Origin of the sequence: Streptomyces sp. NPDC008137, assembly GCF_042957035.1 — a bacterium.
In the GTDB taxonomy this organism is placed as follows: Bacteria; Actinomycetota; Actinomycetes; order Streptomycetales; family Streptomycetaceae; genus Streptomyces.
Genome location: NZ_JBIBHN010000018.1, coordinates 46354 through 65044, shown reverse-complemented (window position 1 = coordinate 65044; position 18691 = coordinate 46354). Strand labels below are relative to the sequence as shown.

The 18691-nt window shown below is 72.3% G+C and carries 18 protein-coding genes; 5 read left to right on the top strand and 13 right to left on the bottom strand.

The features are described 5' to 3' along the window. Positions 1 to 95: 95 nt before the first annotated feature. From ACFZBT_RS25675 to ACFZBT_RS25660, 4 genes are all read right to left on the bottom strand, one after another. Positions 96 to 1670: an alkaline phosphatase D family protein gene (locus ACFZBT_RS25675; protein WP_391107615.1), complete on the bottom strand. Its 1575-nt coding sequence runs from the start codon at positions 1668 to 1670 to the stop codon at positions 96 to 98. Between the two features lie 138 nt (positions 1671 to 1808). Next, the gene (locus ACFZBT_RS25670) at positions 1809 to 3248 is read right to left on the bottom strand and encodes an aminotransferase class I/II-fold pyridoxal phosphate-dependent enzyme (protein ID WP_391107612.1); all 1440 of its coding nucleotides are present in this window, start codon (positions 3246 to 3248) and stop codon (positions 1809 to 1811) included. Positions 3249 to 3296: 48 nt separating this feature from the next. Then, entirely contained in the window at positions 3297 to 4127 is an 831-nt protein-coding gene (locus tag ACFZBT_RS25665; RefSeq protein WP_391107609.1) for an alpha/beta fold hydrolase, read from the bottom strand. A gap of 107 nt (positions 4128 to 4234) precedes the next feature. Beyond that, entirely contained in the window at positions 4235 to 4888 is a 654-nt protein-coding gene (locus ACFZBT_RS25660) for an NAD(P)-binding domain-containing protein (RefSeq protein WP_391107607.1), read from the bottom strand. A 110-nt stretch (positions 4889 to 4998) separates the two neighbouring features. Here ACFZBT_RS25660 and sigJ point away from each other — a divergent pair, with 110 nt between their 5' ends. Then, complete coding sequence (sigJ, locus tag ACFZBT_RS25655) at positions 4999 to 5886, top strand: RNA polymerase sigma factor SigJ (RefSeq protein ID WP_391107604.1); 888 nt, start codon at positions 4999 to 5001, stop codon at positions 5884 to 5886. 168 nt (positions 5887 to 6054) lie between these two features. Next, on the top strand, positions 6055 to 6816 hold the full coding sequence (locus tag ACFZBT_RS25650; protein WP_391107601.1) for a UTRA domain-containing protein: 762 nt from the start codon (positions 6055 to 6057) through the stop codon (positions 6814 to 6816). Positions 6817 to 6904: 88 nt separating this feature from the next. Here ACFZBT_RS25650 and ACFZBT_RS25645 read toward each other — a convergent pair whose 3' ends face one another. The 3 genes from ACFZBT_RS25645 to ACFZBT_RS25635 all read right to left on the bottom strand — a co-directional run bounded on the left by ACFZBT_RS25645 (position 6905) and on the right by ACFZBT_RS25635 (position 9994). Continuing rightward, positions 6905 to 8053 (bottom strand): ROK family protein, encoded by a 1149-nt coding sequence (locus tag ACFZBT_RS25645; protein ID WP_391107597.1) that lies wholly within the window; start codon positions 8051 to 8053, stop codon positions 6905 to 6907. 88 nt (positions 8054 to 8141) lie between these two features. Beyond that, a complete protein-coding gene (locus ACFZBT_RS25640) occupies positions 8142 to 8804 on the bottom strand; it encodes a response regulator (protein ID WP_391107594.1) in 663 nt (220 codons plus the stop codon). A 14-nt stretch (positions 8805 to 8818) separates the two neighbouring features. Beyond that, positions 8819 to 9994 (bottom strand): histidine kinase, encoded by a 1176-nt coding sequence (locus ACFZBT_RS25635; RefSeq protein WP_391107591.1) that lies wholly within the window; start codon positions 9992 to 9994, stop codon positions 8819 to 8821. Positions 9995 to 10102: 108 nt separating this feature from the next. Between ACFZBT_RS25635 and ACFZBT_RS25630 the strand changes: the two genes are divergently transcribed. The 3 genes from ACFZBT_RS25630 (at position 10103) to ACFZBT_RS25620 (ending at position 12255) form a co-directional block, all read left to right on the top strand. After that, the gene (locus ACFZBT_RS25630; protein WP_391107587.1) at positions 10103 to 11023 is read left to right on the top strand and encodes an ATP-binding cassette domain-containing protein; all 921 of its coding nucleotides are present in this window, start codon (positions 10103 to 10105) and stop codon (positions 11021 to 11023) included. Positions 11024 to 11026: 3 nt separating this feature from the next. Then, on the top strand, positions 11027 to 11755 hold the full coding sequence (locus tag ACFZBT_RS25625; RefSeq protein WP_391107584.1) for an ABC transporter permease: 729 nt from the start codon (positions 11027 to 11029) through the stop codon (positions 11753 to 11755). 68 nt (positions 11756 to 11823) lie between these two features. After that, a complete protein-coding gene (locus tag ACFZBT_RS25620) occupies positions 11824 to 12255 on the top strand; it encodes a hypothetical protein (protein ID WP_391107581.1) in 432 nt (143 codons plus the stop codon). Positions 12256 to 12259: 4 nt separating this feature from the next. Here the strand turns inward: ACFZBT_RS25620 and mug are convergent, their stop codons facing one another. From mug to ACFZBT_RS25590, 6 genes are all read right to left on the bottom strand, one after another. After that, positions 12260 to 12805: a G/U mismatch-specific DNA glycosylase gene (mug, locus tag ACFZBT_RS25615; RefSeq protein ID WP_391107578.1), complete on the bottom strand. Its 546-nt coding sequence runs from the start codon at positions 12803 to 12805 to the stop codon at positions 12260 to 12262. 8 nt (positions 12806 to 12813) lie between these two features. Continuing rightward, the gene (purB, locus tag ACFZBT_RS25610) at positions 12814 to 14256 is read right to left on the bottom strand and encodes an adenylosuccinate lyase (protein ID WP_391107575.1); all 1443 of its coding nucleotides are present in this window, start codon (positions 14254 to 14256) and stop codon (positions 12814 to 12816) included. Between the two features lie 106 nt (positions 14257 to 14362). Then, on the bottom strand, positions 14363 to 15136 hold the full coding sequence (locus ACFZBT_RS25605; RefSeq protein ID WP_391107572.1) for a GDSL-type esterase/lipase family protein: 774 nt from the start codon (positions 15134 to 15136) through the stop codon (positions 14363 to 14365). A 60-nt stretch (positions 15137 to 15196) separates the two neighbouring features. Next, the gene (locus tag ACFZBT_RS25600) at positions 15197 to 16210 is read right to left on the bottom strand and encodes a CNNM domain-containing protein (protein WP_391107570.1); all 1014 of its coding nucleotides are present in this window, start codon (positions 16208 to 16210) and stop codon (positions 15197 to 15199) included. Further along, positions 16207 to 17547 (bottom strand): CNNM domain-containing protein, encoded by a 1341-nt coding sequence (locus ACFZBT_RS25595; RefSeq protein ID WP_391107567.1) that lies wholly within the window; start codon positions 17545 to 17547, stop codon positions 16207 to 16209. Before ACFZBT_RS25595 ends, ACFZBT_RS25600 begins: the two co-directional genes overlap by 4 nt. Positions 17548 to 17703: 156 nt before the next feature. Further along, a complete protein-coding gene (locus ACFZBT_RS25590) occupies positions 17704 to 18585 on the bottom strand; it encodes an MBL fold metallo-hydrolase (protein ID WP_391107564.1) in 882 nt (293 codons plus the stop codon). Positions 18586 to 18691 lie beyond the last annotated feature (106 nt).

Genomic DNA, 18691 nt, shown 5'->3' with positions numbered 1-18691 from the left:
GCGAACTCTTTGTGTCTGGCGAGTAAAGGGCGCAGTTTGCCCCCTTTATCGAGGCTTCAAACGTTGCGCTCTGTACTTGCCGGACCCAGTGGAACCTACTGGCCGACCCGGCCCGGCTGGAGCACCTGTGTGAACAGCACGGTGCCGTCCTGCTCGCGCAGACGGACCGTCAGCTCGCCGCTGCCGCCGTCGATGTCGACCTCGCCGAAGAACTGATAACCGCCGGCGGGCGAGACGTTGGCCGTCGTCGGGGCCTTGATGAACACGCGGTCAGGACCGAAGGTGCCGTCGAGCGTGTTCGCCGGGAACGCACCGGCGTTGAGCGGCCCCGACACGAACTCCCAGAAGGGCTCGAAGTCGGTGAAGGCGGCCTTCGACGGCTGGTAGTGCTGCGCCGAGGTGTAGTGCACATCGGCCGTCAGCCACACCGTGCCCGTGATCCGCCGGTGCTTGATGAACCGCAGCAGTTCGGCAAGCTGCAGTTCGCGGCCCAGTGGCTTGCCGGGGTCGCCCTGTGCGACCGCCTCGATGTTCGGCTTGCCGTCACCGGTGTCCGGCACGACCAGGCCGATCGGCATGTCCGAGGCGATCACCTTCCACACCGCCCGGGAGCGGGACAGCTCGCGCTTCAGCCACTCCAGCTGCTCGCGGCCGAGGATGCCCTGCGCGTCCGTGGGCTGGTCGTCCGTGGAGTTGGCGTTGCGGTAGGTGCGCATGTCCAGGACGAAGACGTCCAGCAGCGGGCCGTGGTGCTGCACGCGGTGGACCCGGCCGCTCGGGCGGCGCAGCGTCGAGATGGGGAAGTACTCCGAGAACGCCTGGCGGGCGCGGGAGGCGAGCACGTCGACGTTCTTCTCGGTGTACCGGGTGTCGCCGAGGATCTCGCCCGGGTACCAGTTGTTGGTGACCTCGTGGTCGTCCCACTGGATGATGGACGGGACCCGGGCGTTGAAGGCGCGCAGGTTCTCGTCCAGGAGGTTGTAGCGGAAGTTGCCGCGGAACTCCGCCAGGGTCTCGGCGACCTTCGCCTTCTCCTCGGTGGTGATGTTCCGCCAGGTCCGTCCGTCGGGCAGGGCCACGGTCTCGGTGAGCGGGCCGTCGGCGTAGATGTTGTCGCCGCTGCACAGAAAGAAGTCCGGGTCCAGGGCGCCCATCGCCTCGTAGATCCGGTAGCCGCCGAGGTCCGGGTTGATGCCCCAGCCCTGCCCGGCCAGGTCGCCGGACCAGACGAACCGCACCCCGTCGCGGCGTTTGTCGGACGCGGTGCGGAAGCTGCCGGTGACCGGCTCGCCGGTGCGGCGCGGGTCGTCCGGGTCGGCGAGCAGCACCCGGTAGTGGATCTGCTCGCCGGACGGCAGCCCGCGCAGCGGGGTCGTGCCGGTGAAGTCCGTGCCCGGGCCCAGCAGCGGGCCGTGCCATCTGCGGGGGTTGCGGAACGACTCGGTCGCCGACGTCTCGACGATCATCCGGGCGGGCCGGTCGGACCGCACCCACACCAGCCCGGAGTCGCAGGTCACGTCTCCCGCCTGCACCCCCCACCCCGCCTTCGGGCGCCCGGATCGGGCGAAGGCCGGCGCCGCTCCGAGGGCGGTGGGCAGGGACAGGGCCGCCGACGCGGCGAGGGAGCCCCGCAGGACGCTACGGCGCCCGGGGAACGGACGGTGTGACATGGATACGCCTCCAGGGACGGGATCCGGCCAGTGTGCAGAGCCACAACTACTGGCACGCCGCAGCGCACACACGAACCCCAAGTGAACAACTGACCGCAGGGGCGGGGGAACCGGCACGCACGGGCGAGCCCGCCGGAGTCACCCGATGGCCGCCTCCGCCATCAGACGTACGCCCTCGGCGATCCGGGCGGGCGGCACATGGGCGTAGCCCAGGACGAGCCGCACCTTCTTCGTCTCGGCGCTCTCGGCCCGCGGGTGGGTGCAGGACGACAGCGGGCGCACGGCCACCCCGGCCTCCGCCACGCGCGCGAGGAACCGCTCCTCGGGGCCGTACCGCTCCGGCAGCGTGGCGATCACATGCAGGCCCGCCGCGATCCCGGACACCTCCGAGCCGGGGAAGTGCTCGTCCAGGGCGCCGACCAGCGCGTCACGCCGCTCGCGGTAGGCGCGCTGGCAGCGGCGCAGCTGGCGGTCGTAGTCGCCGCGTTCCAGGAACCGGGCGAACAGGGCCTGGTCGAGGGCCGGGTGGCCGAGGTCCATGGTGCGCTTGCGTTCGACGATCTCCTCCGCCCAGGACTCGGGCACCAGCAGCCAGCCCAGCCGCAGCCCGGGGGCGAGGGACTTGCTGACGGAGCCCGTGTAGGCGACATGGTCCGGGTCGAGGCCCTGGAGCGCTCCGACGGGGGCGCGGTCGTAGCGGAAGTCGCCGTCGTAGTCGTCCTCCAGGACGATGCCGTCCACCTCGCGTGCCCAGTCCAGCAGTCCGGCCCGGCGGTCGGCCGAGTAGGCGATGCCGGTGGGGAACTGATGGGCCGGAGTCGTCACCACGGCTCGCACGCCCGACGCCCGCAGCGGTTCCAGGGCGATCCCCTCGCCGTCCACGGGCAGAGGCACGGCGGTGACCCCGGCCGAGGTGTACAGCGCGTCGTGCTGAGGACTGCCGGGGTCCTCCACGCCGACGGTGCGCACCCCGCGCGCGTGCAGCGCGAAACCGAGCAGGGTCGTCGCCTGGGCGACCCCGGAGACCACCACGATCCGCTCCGGGTCGGCCACCACGCCCCGCCGCCGGGCGAGCAGTCCGGCCAGCGCGGTACGCAGCCGGGGCAGCCCGCGCGGATCGGGGTACCCCAGGTCCTGGTGCGGCAGTTCCGCCAGCACGTCGCGCTGCGCGGCGGCCCACGCGGAGCGCGGGAACAGCGACAGGTCGGGCGTGCCGGGCACGAAGTCCGCGCGGGCACCGGGGGAGCGCGGGGCGAGGTCGCGCGCCCGCGGCCGGGCGGCCCGTGCGGCAGCGCCCACCCAGGTTCCGGCGCCCCGGCCGCTGCGCAGATAGCCCTCGGCCGTCAGCTGTTCGTACGCCTCCGTGACCAGCCCCCGCGACACCCCCAGGTCCGCCGCGAGGTCCCGGCTGGACGGCAGCCGCGTGCCCGGCGCCAGCCGGCCCGAGCGGACCGCCTCGCGCAGCGCCGCCTGGAGGGACCGGCCACGCGCGCGTGCCGGTGCCGCGGCGGCGGGGAGCAGCAGCTCCCAGGCCGCGGACGCGGCACCTCCGTCCGGAGCGCTCTGTGGTGGCTTCATGAAGGGAGACCCTAGAGGCTCCTCGCCCCGCGCGAGCCCCGGTACGGGTCAGCGGCTGCCGTCGAGGACGACCCTGGCGACCAGTGCCGGGTCGTCGTTCATCGGGACGTGGCCGCAGCCCGGCAGCCGTACCAGCCGGGCGCCGGGGATGACGCCCTTGGCCCGCACGCCCTGGCGGGGGATGAGGAGCCGGTCGCGGCTGCCCCAGGCCACGGTGACCGGGGTGCCCACGATGTCGTCGCTGAACTGCACGGTCCCGCCGGAGCGGAGGGTCTCGGAGAAGCCCTGCGCCCCGGCCAGCGCCAGCGTCTCGGCGACCACGGCCTCGGGCGAACGACGGCCCGGGCGGGCGTAGATCGTGCTGGTCAGCAGCGCACGGCCGACCGCCGGACGGGCCAGCCGCTCGACGACGGGCAGCGGCATCCGCTGGGCGATCTGCCGCATGGCCATCAGCACCGCGAAGGCGTAGCGGCGCTCGGCCTCGTTCCAGAACCCGGCGGGGGACAGCGCGGTGACGGAGCGGACGAGCCGCGCCCGGGCCAGGTCCAGGGCCAGCAGGCCGCCCAGCGAGTTGCCCGCCACATGCGGCCGTTCGATCTCCAGCGCCTCGCACAGCGCCACGAGGACGGTGTTCATCGTCGGCAGGTCGTGCGCCATGCCGTCCGGCAGCGCCGGCGACTCGCCGCACCCGGGCAGGTCCACGGCGATCACATCGCGCTCGGCCGCCAGCGCCGGGATCACCGGGTCCCACACCTGCCGGTGGTGACCGATGCCGTGCAGCAGGAGCAACGGGGCGCCGCTGCCCCGGCGCGTGTAGGACAGGGTGACGTGCTGCTCGCCGTGCGCGGAGGCGACTTTGAAGGAGACGGTGGCGGACATGGGGTGCTCCTCGGCTGTACTCGCTGACGGACGCTGTAGACAGCTTGTCAGCAATTGCTACCGACGGGTAGCCCCGAGTTGTCGCCACCTTCACGGCCCCGGCCCGCTCAACGGGCCCGGCGCAGCTCCAGGTTGAAGTCCGCGTGCCCGAACTTCTGCATCAGGCCGACCCACAGCGGCAGCCACATCTCCACGGCGCGCGCCGCCCGGATGCCACCGAGGTCGAGCACCCGCTCCCGCGGCCAGCCGAACTCCCCGAGCAGGGTCGTCACCTGTTCCTTGGCGCGCGCGTGGTCCCCGCAGACGAACACGTTGTGCTCGCCCGGCACCCGCCCGGGGTCCACCATCACCCGGCAGTTGACGGTGTTGAGCGTCTTCACCACGCGCGCGTTCGGGAAAGCCCGCTGGATCTGCTCGCCCACGCTGTCCGACTCGACGGGGGACAGCCGCAGCTCGCCCTCCTCGAACCCCAGCGGGTTGGAGACGTCCACGAGGATCTTCCCGTCGAGGTCCTCCGGCCTCACCGCGTCCAGCGCCGCGAGCGCGACCCGCCCGCCGACCGCGTTCACCACGACCTCGCCGAACGCCGCCGCCTCGGCGAACGTCCCCGCGTCCGCCCCGGCACCCGCGGCGGAGGCCCACTCCACGGCGGCCGGGTTGTCCCTCGTCCGGGAGCCGAGCCGTACCTCGTGCCCCAGCTCCACCAGCCGGGCGCCGAGGGTGCGCCCGACGTCTCCCGTGCCCAGCACCGCGTACCGCATCGCCACCTCCGGAACCCCTGCCGGCGATCACCGGCGTCCTGTCGCCCATTGTGTCCGGGAAGGGGTGATTCCGCCTGGACAGGGCCGCACCTGTGGGCTGGGATGGAGCCGTGACCACCGAGACCGCGACCGACGTCTTCGAAGCACACCGCCCCGTCCTGCTGGGCGTCGCCTACCGCATGCTGGGCCGCGTGGCCGACGCGGAGGACGTGGTCCAGGAGGCCTGGCTGCGCTGGTCGGGCAGCGACCGCGGCGACGTGCGAGAACCGCGCGGCTACCTCGTACGGATCACGACCCGCCTCGCCATCGACCGGCTGCGCCAGATCAAGTCCCGCGGGGAGACGTACGTGGGCCCCTGGTTGCCCGAGCCGTACGTCACCGACTTCGGCGACACCGTGCCGGACACCGCCGAGCGTGCCGTGCTCGCCGACTCCGTCTCCCTCGCCGTCCTCGTCGTGCTGGAGTCGCTGTCACCGCTGGAGCGGGCCGTGTTCGTGCTGCGCGAGGCCTTCGGCTTCCCGTACGCCGACATCGCCGCCATGCTCGACCGCGGTGAGGCGGCGGTGCGCCAGCTGGCCGGACGGGCCCGCAAGCACGTCGAGGAGCGCCGGCCCCGCTACGAGGTCGACCCCGCCCAGCGCCGTGACCTCACCGAACGGTTCCTCGCCGCGGCGGCCGACGGCGACCTCGAAGGGCTGATGGCGCTGCTCGCCCCGGACGTCCGTCTCGTCGGCGACAGCGGCGGCAAGGCGCGGGCCCCGCTGCGGGTCGTCCGGACGGCGGACAAGGTGGGCCGCTTCCTCGTCGGCGCCGCGCGGAAGGGCGACGTCCCGGACTTCTCCGTGCGTTTCCTGGAGCTCAACGGCGGACCGGCCATGCTGGTCCTGTCCGGTGACAAGCCCGACTCCGTCTTCCAGCTCGACGTCGCCGACGGGCGGGTCCAAGCGGTCTACATCGTCCGCAACCCCGACAAGCTGCGGTCGCTGGCGGCCGGGTAGCGGGTGCCGTCGCAGTCCCGCAGGCCTCGCATGAACGCCCCGTGAACGTTCCCGGCCATTGGTCTTGACCAAGGATCAGGGCCGTCCTATGGTCGCAGAGAAGTGAAACAACCTTTAAAAAACAAGGGCGCCAAAACGCCGCCGACCACGGCGAACGCGGAGGACAGGGTGGGGACCACGCAGCTGGAATCGGTGCCGGAACCGAAGTACTGGCATCTCAAGACCGTGCTCAGTGAAGCGCTCGACTCGGAGTTCTCGGTGGGGGAGATCCTGCCCAACGAGCGCGATCTCGCGGCCCGTTTCGGCGTCGCCCGCGCCACACTCCGCCAGGCCCTGGAGCAGCTCGAACTGGAAGGCAGGCTGCAGCGCCGCCGCGGTGTCGGCACGACCGTCGCCCCGCCGCGCGTGGGTGTCTCCCTCGGTACCGGCCCGCACACCTGGCCCGGCGGGTCCGAGGACGCCTGGCAGCCCGTCGACTGCGTGTCGGCGGTGCCGTCGGCGGCTGTCGCCGAGGCGCTGGAGACCGGCCGTGACGAGGCCGTCCACGTCGTGCGCCGCTCCCGTGTGTCGAACGGCCGGCCGGTGGCCGCGGAACTGCTCTACATCCCCGAGTCCTCGGTGCCCGAGCTCTCCGGCATAGACGCGCCGTCCGGAGCGGCACGTGCGCGTGCGGTGCTGCGGGAGTTGCAGCGGCTGGAGCTGGGGCGGCAGGAGAACGCGGTGGAGCTCGGCTCCGCCGGGGCCGATGATGCGAAGGAGTTGGATCGGCTGCCTGGGGCGCCCGTCCTTGTTGTCACGACTCGTTTCGTGTCCGAGGGGCGTACAGCCGCGCTGTCGGTTGCGACCTATCGTGCTGACACGTGCCGGTTGACCTTCGGTGACTCGGGTGGGGTGGAGATTCACGACGGGCCTCAGCGGCAGGCGTCCTGACCCTGGCGCCGTGGGGGGCGGTGAGTGGGGGACCGCGGGCGCGTCGTGGCTGTTCGCGCAGTTACCCGCGCCCCTGAGGGGGCGTTGCCTAACGGGGACGTTGCTCCACCGCGAAGAGTTGTTCCTCCACGTGGTCCAATGCCAGGCGCAGGGCGCCGGTCGCCACTGCCGCGTCTCCGAGGCGGGAGAGGGTGACCTGTGGGGGGCGGAGGCAGTAGCGGGACAGTTCCTGGCGGAGGGGGTCCAGGACGCCGTCCAGGCCCGCCGCCCAGCCGCCGATGACGACCAGTTCCGGGTCGAGGGCGAGGACGAGGGCCGCCACGTCGTGGACCAGGCGCTGGATGAAGCGGTCGACGGCCGCGCGGGCCCGCTGGTCGCCCTCGCGGGCCTGTGCGAAGACCTCGGCGACCGCCTGCTCGTCGAGTGGGTGCAGGGGTTCGTCGGTGGTGGAGAGGAGGGTCTCCGGGGTGACCTCCCGGCCCAGGAGATGCAGGGCGCCGATCTCGCCGGCCGCCCCGCCGTAGCCGCGGTGCAGCCGCCCCCCGATCAGCGAACCGGCGCCCGGGCTGAGTCCCGCGAGCACGAACACCACGTCGTCCGACTCGGTGGCCGCGCCCTTCCAGTGCTCGGCGACGGCAGCCGTGTTGGCGTCGTTCTCGACCAGGACCGGGCACTTGAAGGACCGGCTCAGCCGCTCGCCCAACCGCAGCCCCGTCCACCCCGGCAGCGCGGTGCCCAGCCGTACCGTGCCGTCCGCCTCGACGATCCCGGGCGTCGCCACGCCCACGGCGCGCAGCGAGCCCCGTGCGACACCGGCCCGGCGCAGCAGCTCGGCGACCGCCCCGCGCAGCCGCTCCAGCCGCTCGTCGGCCCCCGCCGTCTCGGCCACGTCCTTGGCCTGGGAGCCGATCACCCGGCCGTCCAGATCGGCCAGCAGCGCGGCCACTCGGTGTGGTCCGATCTCCAGCCCCAGCAGATGGCCGGCCTCCGCGCGGAACCGGAAGCGCCGCGCCGGGCGCCCCTGCCGCCGGGCGGCACCCTCCTCGGCCGCCTTCTCGACGACGAGTCCGGCCTCGATGAGCCCCTCGACGACGCCCTCGACGGTCGGCCGGGACAGTCCCGTCACCCGGGTGATCTCGGTCAGCGTCGCGCAGTCCGTGGCACGCAGCGCGTGCAGCACCACCGCGGAGTTGATCCTTCGCAGCAGCGAGGGATCCCCGCCGGTCAGCCGCCCCACCGTCCGTCCTCCCAGGTCGCGCGCGTGTTGGCCGGATCGTACTCGGCGCGGCGCGCCCCGGCGAGGGTCCCGCACCGGCCCTCCCCGATCAGCCGGGCGTCACGAACCCCGACTCGTACGCGGCGATCACCGCCTGGGTCCGGTCCCTCGCTCCCAACTTGGCAAGCACCGCGCTGACATGCGACTTCACGGTCTCCGTCCCGACGACCAGCCGGGCGGCGATCTCCGCGTTCGACAGACCCCGCGCCATCAGCCGCAGCACCTCGGCCTCGCGCTCGGTGAGCTGGGCCCGCTCCATCAGGGCCCGCGCCGCGCGGTTCCCGCCGTCGTCGCCGTACTCGGCGGCGAGCTGCCGCACCGAGGCCGGGAACAGCAGCGAATCGCCCTCGGCGATCAGCCGCACCGCGTGCACGATCTCGGCCGGCCTGGCCCGCTTGAGCAGAAAACCGTCGGCCCCGGCGCGCAGCGCCTCGTACACGTACTCGTCGTTCTCGAAGGTCGTCACCACCAGGATCCGCGGCGGCTCGTCGACGGTCCGCAGCAGCGCCCGGGTGGCCTCGATACCGTCCAGCAGCGGCATCCGCACATCCATGGCGACCACATCGGGCCGCAGCCGCCGCACGAGCGGGATCACCGCGGCCCCGTCCGCGGCCTCCCCGACGACCTCGATGTCGGGCTGTGCTTCCAGCACGGCCCGCAGTCCCGCGCGTACGAGGGGTTCGTCGTCGACGAGGAGAACGGTGACCGGCATTCGGACAGCGTAGATCAACTCAGCGGCAGTTCGACATGGACCTGCCAGTCGCCTTGGTCGGGGCCGGTGGTGGCCCGTCCGCCGAGCAGGGCGGCGCGCTCACGTATGCCGCGCAGACCGCTGCCGCGTCCGGGGCCGGGGCCGGACATCGGCTCGGGCAGCGGGTTGCGTATCGCGAGGACGAGGGTGCCGTCGCTGACCTGGACGCGGACCAGGGTCGGAACGGCACCCGCGTGCCGCAGCACGTTGGTCAGGGCTTCCTGGAGGATCCGGTAGCCCTCCCGCGACACCGGCCCCGGCACGGTGTCCACGGGCCCCGTCACCTCGGCGTCGACCTTCGCCCCGGATGCGCGCGCCGAATCCAGCAGGCGGTCGGCGTCCGCCAGCGTCGGTCTGCTGCTCACGGGCTTCCGGGACTCGCGCAGGACGCCCAGCACACGCTCCAGGTCCTCCAGGGCTGCGCGGCCGGTCTCCTCGATGGCGCTCAGCGCCCGGTCCGTGAACTCCGGGTCGCCGGCCGCCCGGGCCGCCCCCGCCTGCACAACGGCGACCGTGAGCGCGTGCCCGATGGAGTCGTGCAACTCGCGGGCGATGCGCGTGCGTTCCAGCAACTGTTCGGTGCGTTCCTCCAGCGCCGCCATTTGTTCGGCGGGCGACGGCCCGAGGAGCCGCCCGGCCAGCGCGGTGACGAAGTGACCCGACCACACCACGACCACGGGGCACAAGATCAAAGGCACGAGCGCGAGTGGGGCGTGCCACCAGTGGTTCTCCTCGACGGTCACGAATCCGTCAGCGAGGGGCTCGAGACCGAGCCCTGTCGTCAGCAAGTCGACCGCGAGAAAGGGGAGCTGGAGGGAGAGGTGGGCCACCACCCAGCCGAAGACCAGCCGTGCCTCCAGCCACAACACCGTCCGCCCTCGATCGGCCCACGTGGCCGATGGGGTGGCCACGATCTCCGGGCTCTCACCGTCCTGCCGGTGGTCGATCAGCAGCAGCCTGGCCTGGAATCCCTCCACGACCCGCGTGACGGGCACCAGGCCCGCGAGTCCGAGCAGCACGGCGGCCGTGACCTGCGTCCACCACGCCTCCTCGACGAACAGCCACAACGACGGCCACACGATGGCCACCACGATGTGCAGCCACCGCTTGTACGTCACCGCCCGCGTGAGCGGGCGCAGCCTGCGGACCATTGCGTCATCGTGCCAGCCGCCACTGACAAGGGACCTCCCCCGCACGGGGGAGGCGATCTCCACCGCCGGGGGAGGCCTGCACCCCGCACCACCGGCCAGGCTGCTGCCATGACCAGCATCGACGTCCAGTCCCTCACCAAGGAGTTCGGCACCAAGCGCGCCGTCGACGACCTCACGTTCCGCGTGCTGCCCGGCCGCGTCACCGGCTTCCTCGGCCCCAACGGCGCCGGGAAGTCCACCACCATGCGGCTGGTGCTCGGCCTCGATCGTCCGACCGCCGGAACCGCCACCATCGGCGGCCGTGCCTACCCGGCCCTGCGCGAACCCCTGCGCCACGTCGGCGCCCTGCTCGACGCGCAGGCCGCCCACGGCTCCCGTACCGCCCGCGACCACCTCCGTGTCCTGGCCGTGAGCAACCGCGTTCCGGACCGCCGCGTCGACGAGGTACTGGAGGAGACGGGCTTGGCCTCGGTGGCGCGGCGCCGTGTGCGGACGTACTCCCTGGGCATGCGCCAGCGACTCGGCATCGCCGCCGCCCTGCTGGGCGACCCCGAGGTGGTCATGCTGGACGAGCCGTCCAACGGCCTCGATCCCGAAGGCATCGTGTGGATCCGGCAGTTGCTGCGACGGCTCGCGGGGGAGGGGCGGACGGTCCTGGTCTCCAGCCATCTGATGAACGAGACCGCGTCCTTCGCGGACCACCTCGTCGTCCTCGGCCGGGGACGGCTGTTGGCCGACACCCCGATGCGGGACTTCATCCACGCACGCGTGCGGCCTCGCGTACGCATCCGCACGAGCGACCCCACCGGGCTCAAGAGCGCCCTAGCCCGGCACGGCCACGATGCCGAGGAGCACGTGGACGGCCACTGGACCGTGCACCACGCACGCGTGGACGACATCGGCCGCATCACCTCGGCCGCGGGTGTACCTGTCCTGGAACTCGCGGCCGAGGAAGGCACCTTGGAGCAGGCCTACTTCGACCTCACCTCCGCCGAGACCGAGTTCACCGCACAGCCCCAGGAGGCCTGAACCATGGAACTCACCCCCGTCCTCCGCTCCGAGTGGCTGAAGATCCGTACGCTCCGCTCGCTCCCGGGAGCCCTGCTGGCCCTGTTCGCCGCGACCACGGCGTTCTCCGCGATCGCCGGTGTCTCCGACACGTCGGAGCCGGGGTTCGATCCGCTGTTCACGGCCCTGTCCGGGGTCCTGCCCGGCCAGATCGCGGCCATCGCCTTCGGGGCCGTGGCCGTCTCGTCGGAGTTCCACCCGGGGGCGCTCCGGCTCTCGCTGGCCGCGGTTCCGCAGCGCGGCCGGTGGTTCGCGGCGAAGGCGATAGTCATCGCCGTACCGGCCCTACTGGTGGGGCTGGTGACGGCGCTAGCCGCTCTCCTCGTGGCGCGGGCGGCGCTCGGACCGGCAGCCGACGGTCTCAGTGTCGGCGAGCAGGTGCGGGGCGTCGTGGGCTGCGGCGTCTACCTGATGCTGATGGCCCTGTTCGCCGCCGGGCTGGCCGCCCTGCTGCGCAGTGGCATGGCCACTCTGTCCCTGCTGATCCCGTTCATCCTGATCGTGTCGTTCGTGATCGGCGACGCGACGGGCACGGTCGCCGACTTCCTGCCCGACAAGGCGGGACAGTTGGTCCTTCGGGGGACGCACGAGGGGTCTTCCCTCGGTCCGTGGCCGGGGCTCGCGGTGACCGCGCTGTGGACGGCCGCCGCACTGCTCGCGGGAGCGTGGAGCGTGCGCCGCCGGGACGCCTGACCGGCAACGGCGTTGATGCCCCGCCATGTGTCGCCCGAAGTGTCAGTGGGTGCGGGTTTACTGGACCCATGAGCATCGCACAGCACATCGCCCTCGTCGACGAGCTGTGCTACCGCCCCTTTCCGGCGGAGCACGGCCCGTCGGACGTCGGCGCGTCAGGACCCGGGTACCACGTGGCGGTGTTAGAGAGCGGGCCCTACGGCGACCCCGCGACCCGGGCCGTGACGATCGACCAGTTCGAGAAGGACCGTGACGCCGTCTACGAACTGCTGGCCTCGCGCTGGGGTGACACGGACCCCTACAACCTGCAGACCGTCCTCCTGCGCACCGAGCGGGAGGAGATACCCCGGCCCTGGGCCGAGCTGAGCGCGTGGGCCGGAGTGGCGCACGTGTGGGAGGTGGAGGGCACCGGCCGCTGGGTCGTCGTGGCGGTCGCGGACCAGGACCCCTCCCACGACGTGCGGTTGCTGGCCGTGATCACGGAGACGGACCCGCCGTGACCGGTCAGGCCTCCGTGGCTTCCCGCAGCCGTCCGAACTCCTCCGCCATGGTCTCGGCCGTCCAGTGCGCGTTCAGCCCGCTCGGGTTGGGCAGCACCCACACACGTGTGTCCCCGAACGCCCGCGACTGCGGACCGACCTGAGCCTTCCGGTCGTCGAACGCGGCACGGTACGCGGTCACCCCCACCACCGCCAGCCAGCCCGGGCGCAGCCGCTCCGCCTTCAGGGCGAGCAGCCGCCCGCCCTCCCGGTACTCCTCGGCGCTCAGCTCGTCGGCCCGGGCGGTCGGCCGCTCCACCACGTTGGTGATGCCGAGCCCGTACGAGAGCAACTCCCGTTGTTCGGAGGGTTTCAGCAGCCGGGGGGTGAAACCGGACCGGTGCAGTACCGGCCAGAAGCGGTTGCCGGGGCGGGCGAAGTGATGGCCCGTGGCGGCCGTCATCAGCCCCGGGTTGATCCCGCAGAACAGCACCCGCAGACCGTCCGCGACCACGTCCGGTACGACCCGGTCGCGAGCGGCCTCCAACTCCTCGGGCGTGAAGCGCGCCATGCGGCGCGTCAGAGAATCGCGCCGGGCGTGTAGCCCGCGGCCTGGGGGTGCTGCTTCACGATCTCCTCGACCCGGGCGACCACGGTGGCGACCTGGTCGCCCGCGGCACCCGTGAAGGACAGCTTGTCGGCCATCAGCGCGTCGAGCTGGGCGCGGTCGAGCGGAACGCGCGCGTCGGCGGCCAGCTTGTCGAGCAGCTCGTTGCGCTCGGCGCCCTGCTCGCGCATCGCCAGCGCGGAGGCGACGGCGTTCTCCTTGATCGCCTCGTGCGCGAGCTCCCGGCCCACGCCCGCGCGCACGGCACCCATCAGCACCTTGGTGGTGGCGAGGAACGGCAGGTACCGGTCCAGCTCACGGGCCACGACCGCCGGGAACGCGCCGAACTCGTCCAGCACCGTCAGGAACGTCTCCAGCAGTCCGTCCAGCGCGAAGAACGCGTCCGGCAGCGCGACCCGGCGCACCACCGAGCAGGACACGTCGCCCTCGTTCCACTGGTCGCCCGCCAGCTCGCCCGTCATCGAGGCGTAGCCGCGCAGGATCACCATCAGGCCGTTGACGCGCTCGCAGGAGCGGGTGTTCATCTTGTGCGGCATCGCCGAGGAGCCGACCTGGCCCGGCTTGAAGCCCTCGGTGACCAGCTCGTGCCCGGCCATCAGCCGGACCGTCTTCGCCAGCGACGACGGCGCCGCCGCCAGCTGCACCAGCGTCGTCACGACCTCGTAGTCCAGGGAGCGCGGGTAGACCTGGCCGACCGAGGTGAACGCCTGCGAGAAGCCCAGGTGCGTGGCGATCCGCTGCTCCAGCTCCGCGAGCTTCGCGGCGTCCCCGCCCAGCAGGTCCAGCATGTCCTGCGCGGTGCCGACCGGGCCCTTGATGCCGCGCAGCGGGTAGCGGCCCAGCAGCTCCTCGACGCGGCCGTAGGCCACGAGCAGCTCGTCAGCGGCGGTCGCGAAGCGCTTGCCGAGGGTGGTGGCCTGCGCGGCGACGTTGTGCGAGCGGCCGGCCATGACCAGCTCGCCGTACTCGCCCGCCAGCTTGCCCAGCCGTGCCAGGACGGCGACCGTGCGGTCGCGCATCAGCTCCAGCGAGAGCCGGACCTGCAGCTGCTCGACGTTCTCGGTGAGGTCGCGGGAGGTCATGCCCTTGTGCACGTGCTCGTGCCCGGCGAGGTCGTTGAACTCCTCGATGCGCGCCTTCACGTCGTGCCGTGTGACCTTCTCGCGCTCGGCGATGGAGGCCAGGTCGACGGTGTCGAGAACACGCTCGTAGTCGGCGAGCGCCGCGTCCGGCACCTCGATCCCGAGGTCCTTCTGGGCGCGCAGCACGGCGAGCCAGAGCTGACGCTCCAGCTTCACCTTCTGCTCGGGGGACCAGAGCGTGGCGAGCTCGGCGGAGGCGTACCGTCCGGCGAGGACGTTCGGGATGCGGGGCTTGGCGGGAGCGGAAGTCACGTGGACGGATTCTACTGGCGCTTCGTGCAGGCCGGCGCACCGGCCTTTTCGTCGGAACCTACGAGAGATCCGCGGTGCCGTGGGCGCAGGGGCGGTGTGGCGGGACCTACAGCTCGTACGGCAGCAGCTCCGGGCGCTTGGGCGGCAGGCCGTCGCCCGAGGAGCGGCCCGTCAGACGGCGGCCTATCCAGGGCAGCAGGTACTGCCGGGCGAAACGGACGTCCGCCGCGCGGCGCATGACCCAGCCCGGCGGCAGCGTCGTCGGCATCGGCGTGCGCCACTCGGTGTCCTCGGGCTCGTAGCCGAGCGTCTGCCACACGGCCTCGGCGACCCGGCGGTGGCCTTCGGCCGTCAGATGCAGCCGGTCCACGTCCCACAGCCGGGGATCGCCGAGCGAGGGGGCGCCGTAGAGGTCGACGACGAGCGCGCCGTGCCGGTCGGCGAGCTCGTCGACGCAGGCGAACAGCTCCTCCATGCGCGGCCGGAACCGCTCAAGGACGGGACCCCGCCTGCCCGGGCTGCGCATCAGCACGAGCTGCTCGCACGACGGGGCCAGCCGCTCCACGGCCTCCTCCAGGAGGGCGCGCACCCGGCCCATGTCGCACTTGGGCCGCAACGTGTCGTTGAGCCCGCCGACCAGGGTGATCACATCGGGCTTCATGGCCGCCGCCACGTCCACCTGCTCGTCGACGATCTGCTGGATCAGCTTGCCGCGCACCGCGAGGTTGGCGTAGCGGAAGCCGGGTGCGCCGGCCGCCATCCGTGCGGCGAGCAGGTCGGCCCAGCCGCGGTAGGTGCCGTCGGGCAGCAGGTCCGACATGCCCTCGGTGAAGGAGTCGCCGACCGCGACGAGGCTGCTGTACGTGGGATTCGTGTGCATGGCGGCGAAAATGATATCCCGTGCACATACCCAGCAGTCGGTCAGCCGGCGAGAGCCCCCTCACGTGCGCTGGCCGAACAGCTCCCGCAGCACGTCCTCCATGGTCACGAGACCGGCCAGCCGTCCGTCCTCACCGAGGACCGCCGCGAGATGCGTGCGGCTGCCGCGCATCGCGGTGAGGACGTCGTCCAGTGGTGTGTGCTCCCGCACGCGCGCGATGGGCCGCATGTCCCGCAGCCGGAACGGCACATCGCGCCCCACGGCGTCCAGGGCGTCCTTCACATGCAGATAGCCGACGATCCGCCGCCCCTCGTCCACCACCGGGAACCGGGAGAACCCGGACTCCGCCGTCAGCTGCTCCAGCTCGTCCGGGGTGACGCCCACGCTCGCGTACACCACCCTCTCCAGCGGCAGCACCACGTCGCGCACGGGGCGGCGGCCCAGCTCCAGCGCGTCGTGCAGCCGCTCCTGGGCGCGGTCGTCGATGAGGCCGGCCTGGCTGGAGTCCTTCACGATCTGCGCTATCTCGGCGTCCGAGTAGGAGGCGGCGACCTCGTCCCGGGCCTCCACGCGCAGCAGCTTCAGCAGCGTGTTGGCGAAGGCGTTGATCGTGAAGATCACCGGGCGCAGTGCCCGGGACAGCGCGACCAGGGGCGGGCCGAGCGCCAGCGCGCTGCGCACCGGCTCGGCGAGCGCGATGTTCTTCGGCACCATCTCGCCGAGCAGCATGTGCAGATACGTGGCCAGGGACAGCGCGATCACGAAGGAGACCGCGTGCCCCGCGCCCTCGGGCACGCCCACCGCGTGGAACACCGGCTCCAGCAGATGCGCGATCGCGGGCTCGGCCACCACACCCAGCACCAGCGTGCACAGCGTGATGCCGAGCTGCGCGGCGGCCATCAGCGCCGACACGTGCTCCAGGCCCCACAGCACGCTCTTGGCGCGCCGGTCACCCCGGTCGGCGTAGGGCTCGATCTGGCTGCGGCGCACCGAGATCAGCGCGAACTCGGCACCGACGAAGAAGGCGTTGACGACGAGCGTCGCCAGACCGATCAGCAGTTGTACCGCGGTCACAGCTCCGCTCCCTTCTCGTCGGGCTTCTCGTCGTCGAGGGGCGCCCGCAGCCGGACCCGCGCCGCCCGGCGGCCCGTCGCGTCCAGGACCTCCATCCGCCAGCCGGCGACCTCGAGGGTGTCACCGGCGGCCGGTATCCGGCCCAGCACCGTCGCCACCAGCCCGGCCAGCGTCTCGTACGGACCCTCCGGCGCCCGCAGCCCGACCCGCTCCAGGTGGTCCACGCGCGCGGAGCCGTCGGCCGAGTACAGGGCATGCCCGGCCTCGTCCGTGCCGGCCGGGGCGAGGTCCGGCAGCTCGTGCGGGTCGTGCTCGTCGCGCACCTCGCCGACGACCTCCTCGACGATGTCCTCCAGGGTGGCCACGCCCGCCGTACCGCCGTACTCGTCGATCACGACGGCCATCGTGCGCTTGCCGGAGAGCCGGTCCAGGAGCCGGTCGACGGTGAGTGTCTCCGGGACCAGCAGTGGTTCGCGCATCAACTCGGAGACATAGATCCGGGTCCGGCGCTCGGCCGGTACCGCCAGTACGTCCTTGACATGCGCGGTCCCGACGACGGAGTCGAGGGTGCCGCGATAGACGGGGAACCGCGACAGCCCGGTCGCCCGGGTCGCGTTCGCCACGTCCTCCAGGGTCGCCTGCACCTCTAGGGCGACGACCTGCACCCGGGGCGTCATCACGTTCTCCGCGGTCAGGTCGGCGAGGTTCAGCGTCCGCACGAACAGCTCGGCGGTGTCGGCCTCCAGGGCGCCCTCCTTGGCCGAGTGACGGGCCAGCGCCGCCAGCTCCTGCGGCCCCCGCGCCGACGCCAGCTCCTCGGCGGGCTCCACGCCGATCCGGCGCACCACCCGGTTCGCCGTGTTGTTGAGGTGGGTGATGAAGGGCCGGAACGCGGCGCTGAACCAGCGCTGGGCGTTGCCCACGGTCTTGGCGACGGTCAGCGGCGAGGAGATCGCCCAGTTCTTCGGAACCAGCTCGCCGACGACCATCAGGAACACCGTCGAGGCGGCCGTGCCGAGCACCAGTGCGAGGCTGTGCGACGCCGAGCGCGAGACACCGGCGTCCTCCAGCGGCCCGGCGATCAGCGCGGCGATCGACGGCTCGGCGAGCATGCCGACGACCAGGTTCGTGACGGTGATGCCGAGCTGCGCCCCGGACAGCTGGAACGTCAGACTCCGTACGGCCTTCAGCGCTCCCTGCGCGCCCCGCTCGCCGCGCTCCACCGCCCGCTCCAGTTCGGCGCGCTCGACCGTGGTGAGGGAGAACTCGGCCGCCACGAAGGCGCCGCAGGCGAGCGAGAGCAGGATCGCCGCCAGGAGGAGGAGCACTTCGGTCATCGGTTCACCCCCGTTCCATGGTTCTCCAGGACGGGGCGGAACGCGCGGTGTCGCGCACGGGGAGGCTCGCCCATGGGCGGACGCTCACAACCTTTCATGCAGAACCGAGTGGCCATCCAAGGTTAAAGGATGGGCAAAGTCCTTCCGCGGGGGTGCTCAGGGTGAGTCGGCGGGGGCGGGCGCGAGCCGGTAGGCGCCCTCGTGGGCGACGACCCGGCCGGCGGTGGGCGGGGCGAAGTGGGTGCCCAGGAGGAGGGTGTCCGTACCGGCCAGGGAGTCCAGCAGTCCCCGGCGCGAGACCTCGGACTGTCCGGGGTCGATGTCGACACAGGCGCCGATGCCGGGGCGGGCGAGCTGGACGGGGTGGTGGACGCAGTCGCCGGTGATCAGCGCCCTACGTCCACGACTGGTCAGTTCCACGGCGAGGTGGCCGGGGGTGTGCCCCGGGGTCGGGATCAGGCGCAGGCCCGGGGCGACTTCGGCACCCTCGGCGGGGACGTCGACGAGGTCGAGCCGCCCCGCCTCCTCCACCGGGATCACGGAGTCGCGGAACATCTGCGAGCGGGCCTCGTCCATGGCATACCCGGCCCAGAACTCCCGCTCGACGCGGGAGGTCAGGTAGCGGGCGTGCGGGAAGGTGGGCACCCAGGCGCCGTTCACCTCCCGGGTGTTCCAGCCGACGTGGTCGGCGTGCAGATGGGTGAGGATCACCAAGTCCACCGAGTCCGGGGGGAAGCCGGCGGCGGTGAGGCGTCGCAGGTAGTCGGTGTCGAGGCGGTGCCAGGCGGGATTGGCCCGCTGTTTGCCGTTGCCGATGCCCGTGTCCACCAGGACGCGCAGCCCGCCGGCGGTGAACGCGAAGCTGTGGCTGTCCAGGCGCAGGACGCCGTCGTCGTCCGCGAAGTGGGGGCGCAGCCAGTCCAGTCGCGCCACGACGTCCGGTGTGGCGTCGGGCAGCAGCCACGGTCCGGTGGCGGGCGGCAGAAGGACCTCGTCGATGCGGTGGACGGTGAGGTCGCCCACGGTCCATGTGGTCATCGGTCTCTCCTCGAGCGCTTGAAGCGATCTGTTAAAGCAATCGGTTTGCGTTAAGTCGACCGTAGGACCTACGGTCGACTTAACGCAAACAGTTAGCTTTTATCGC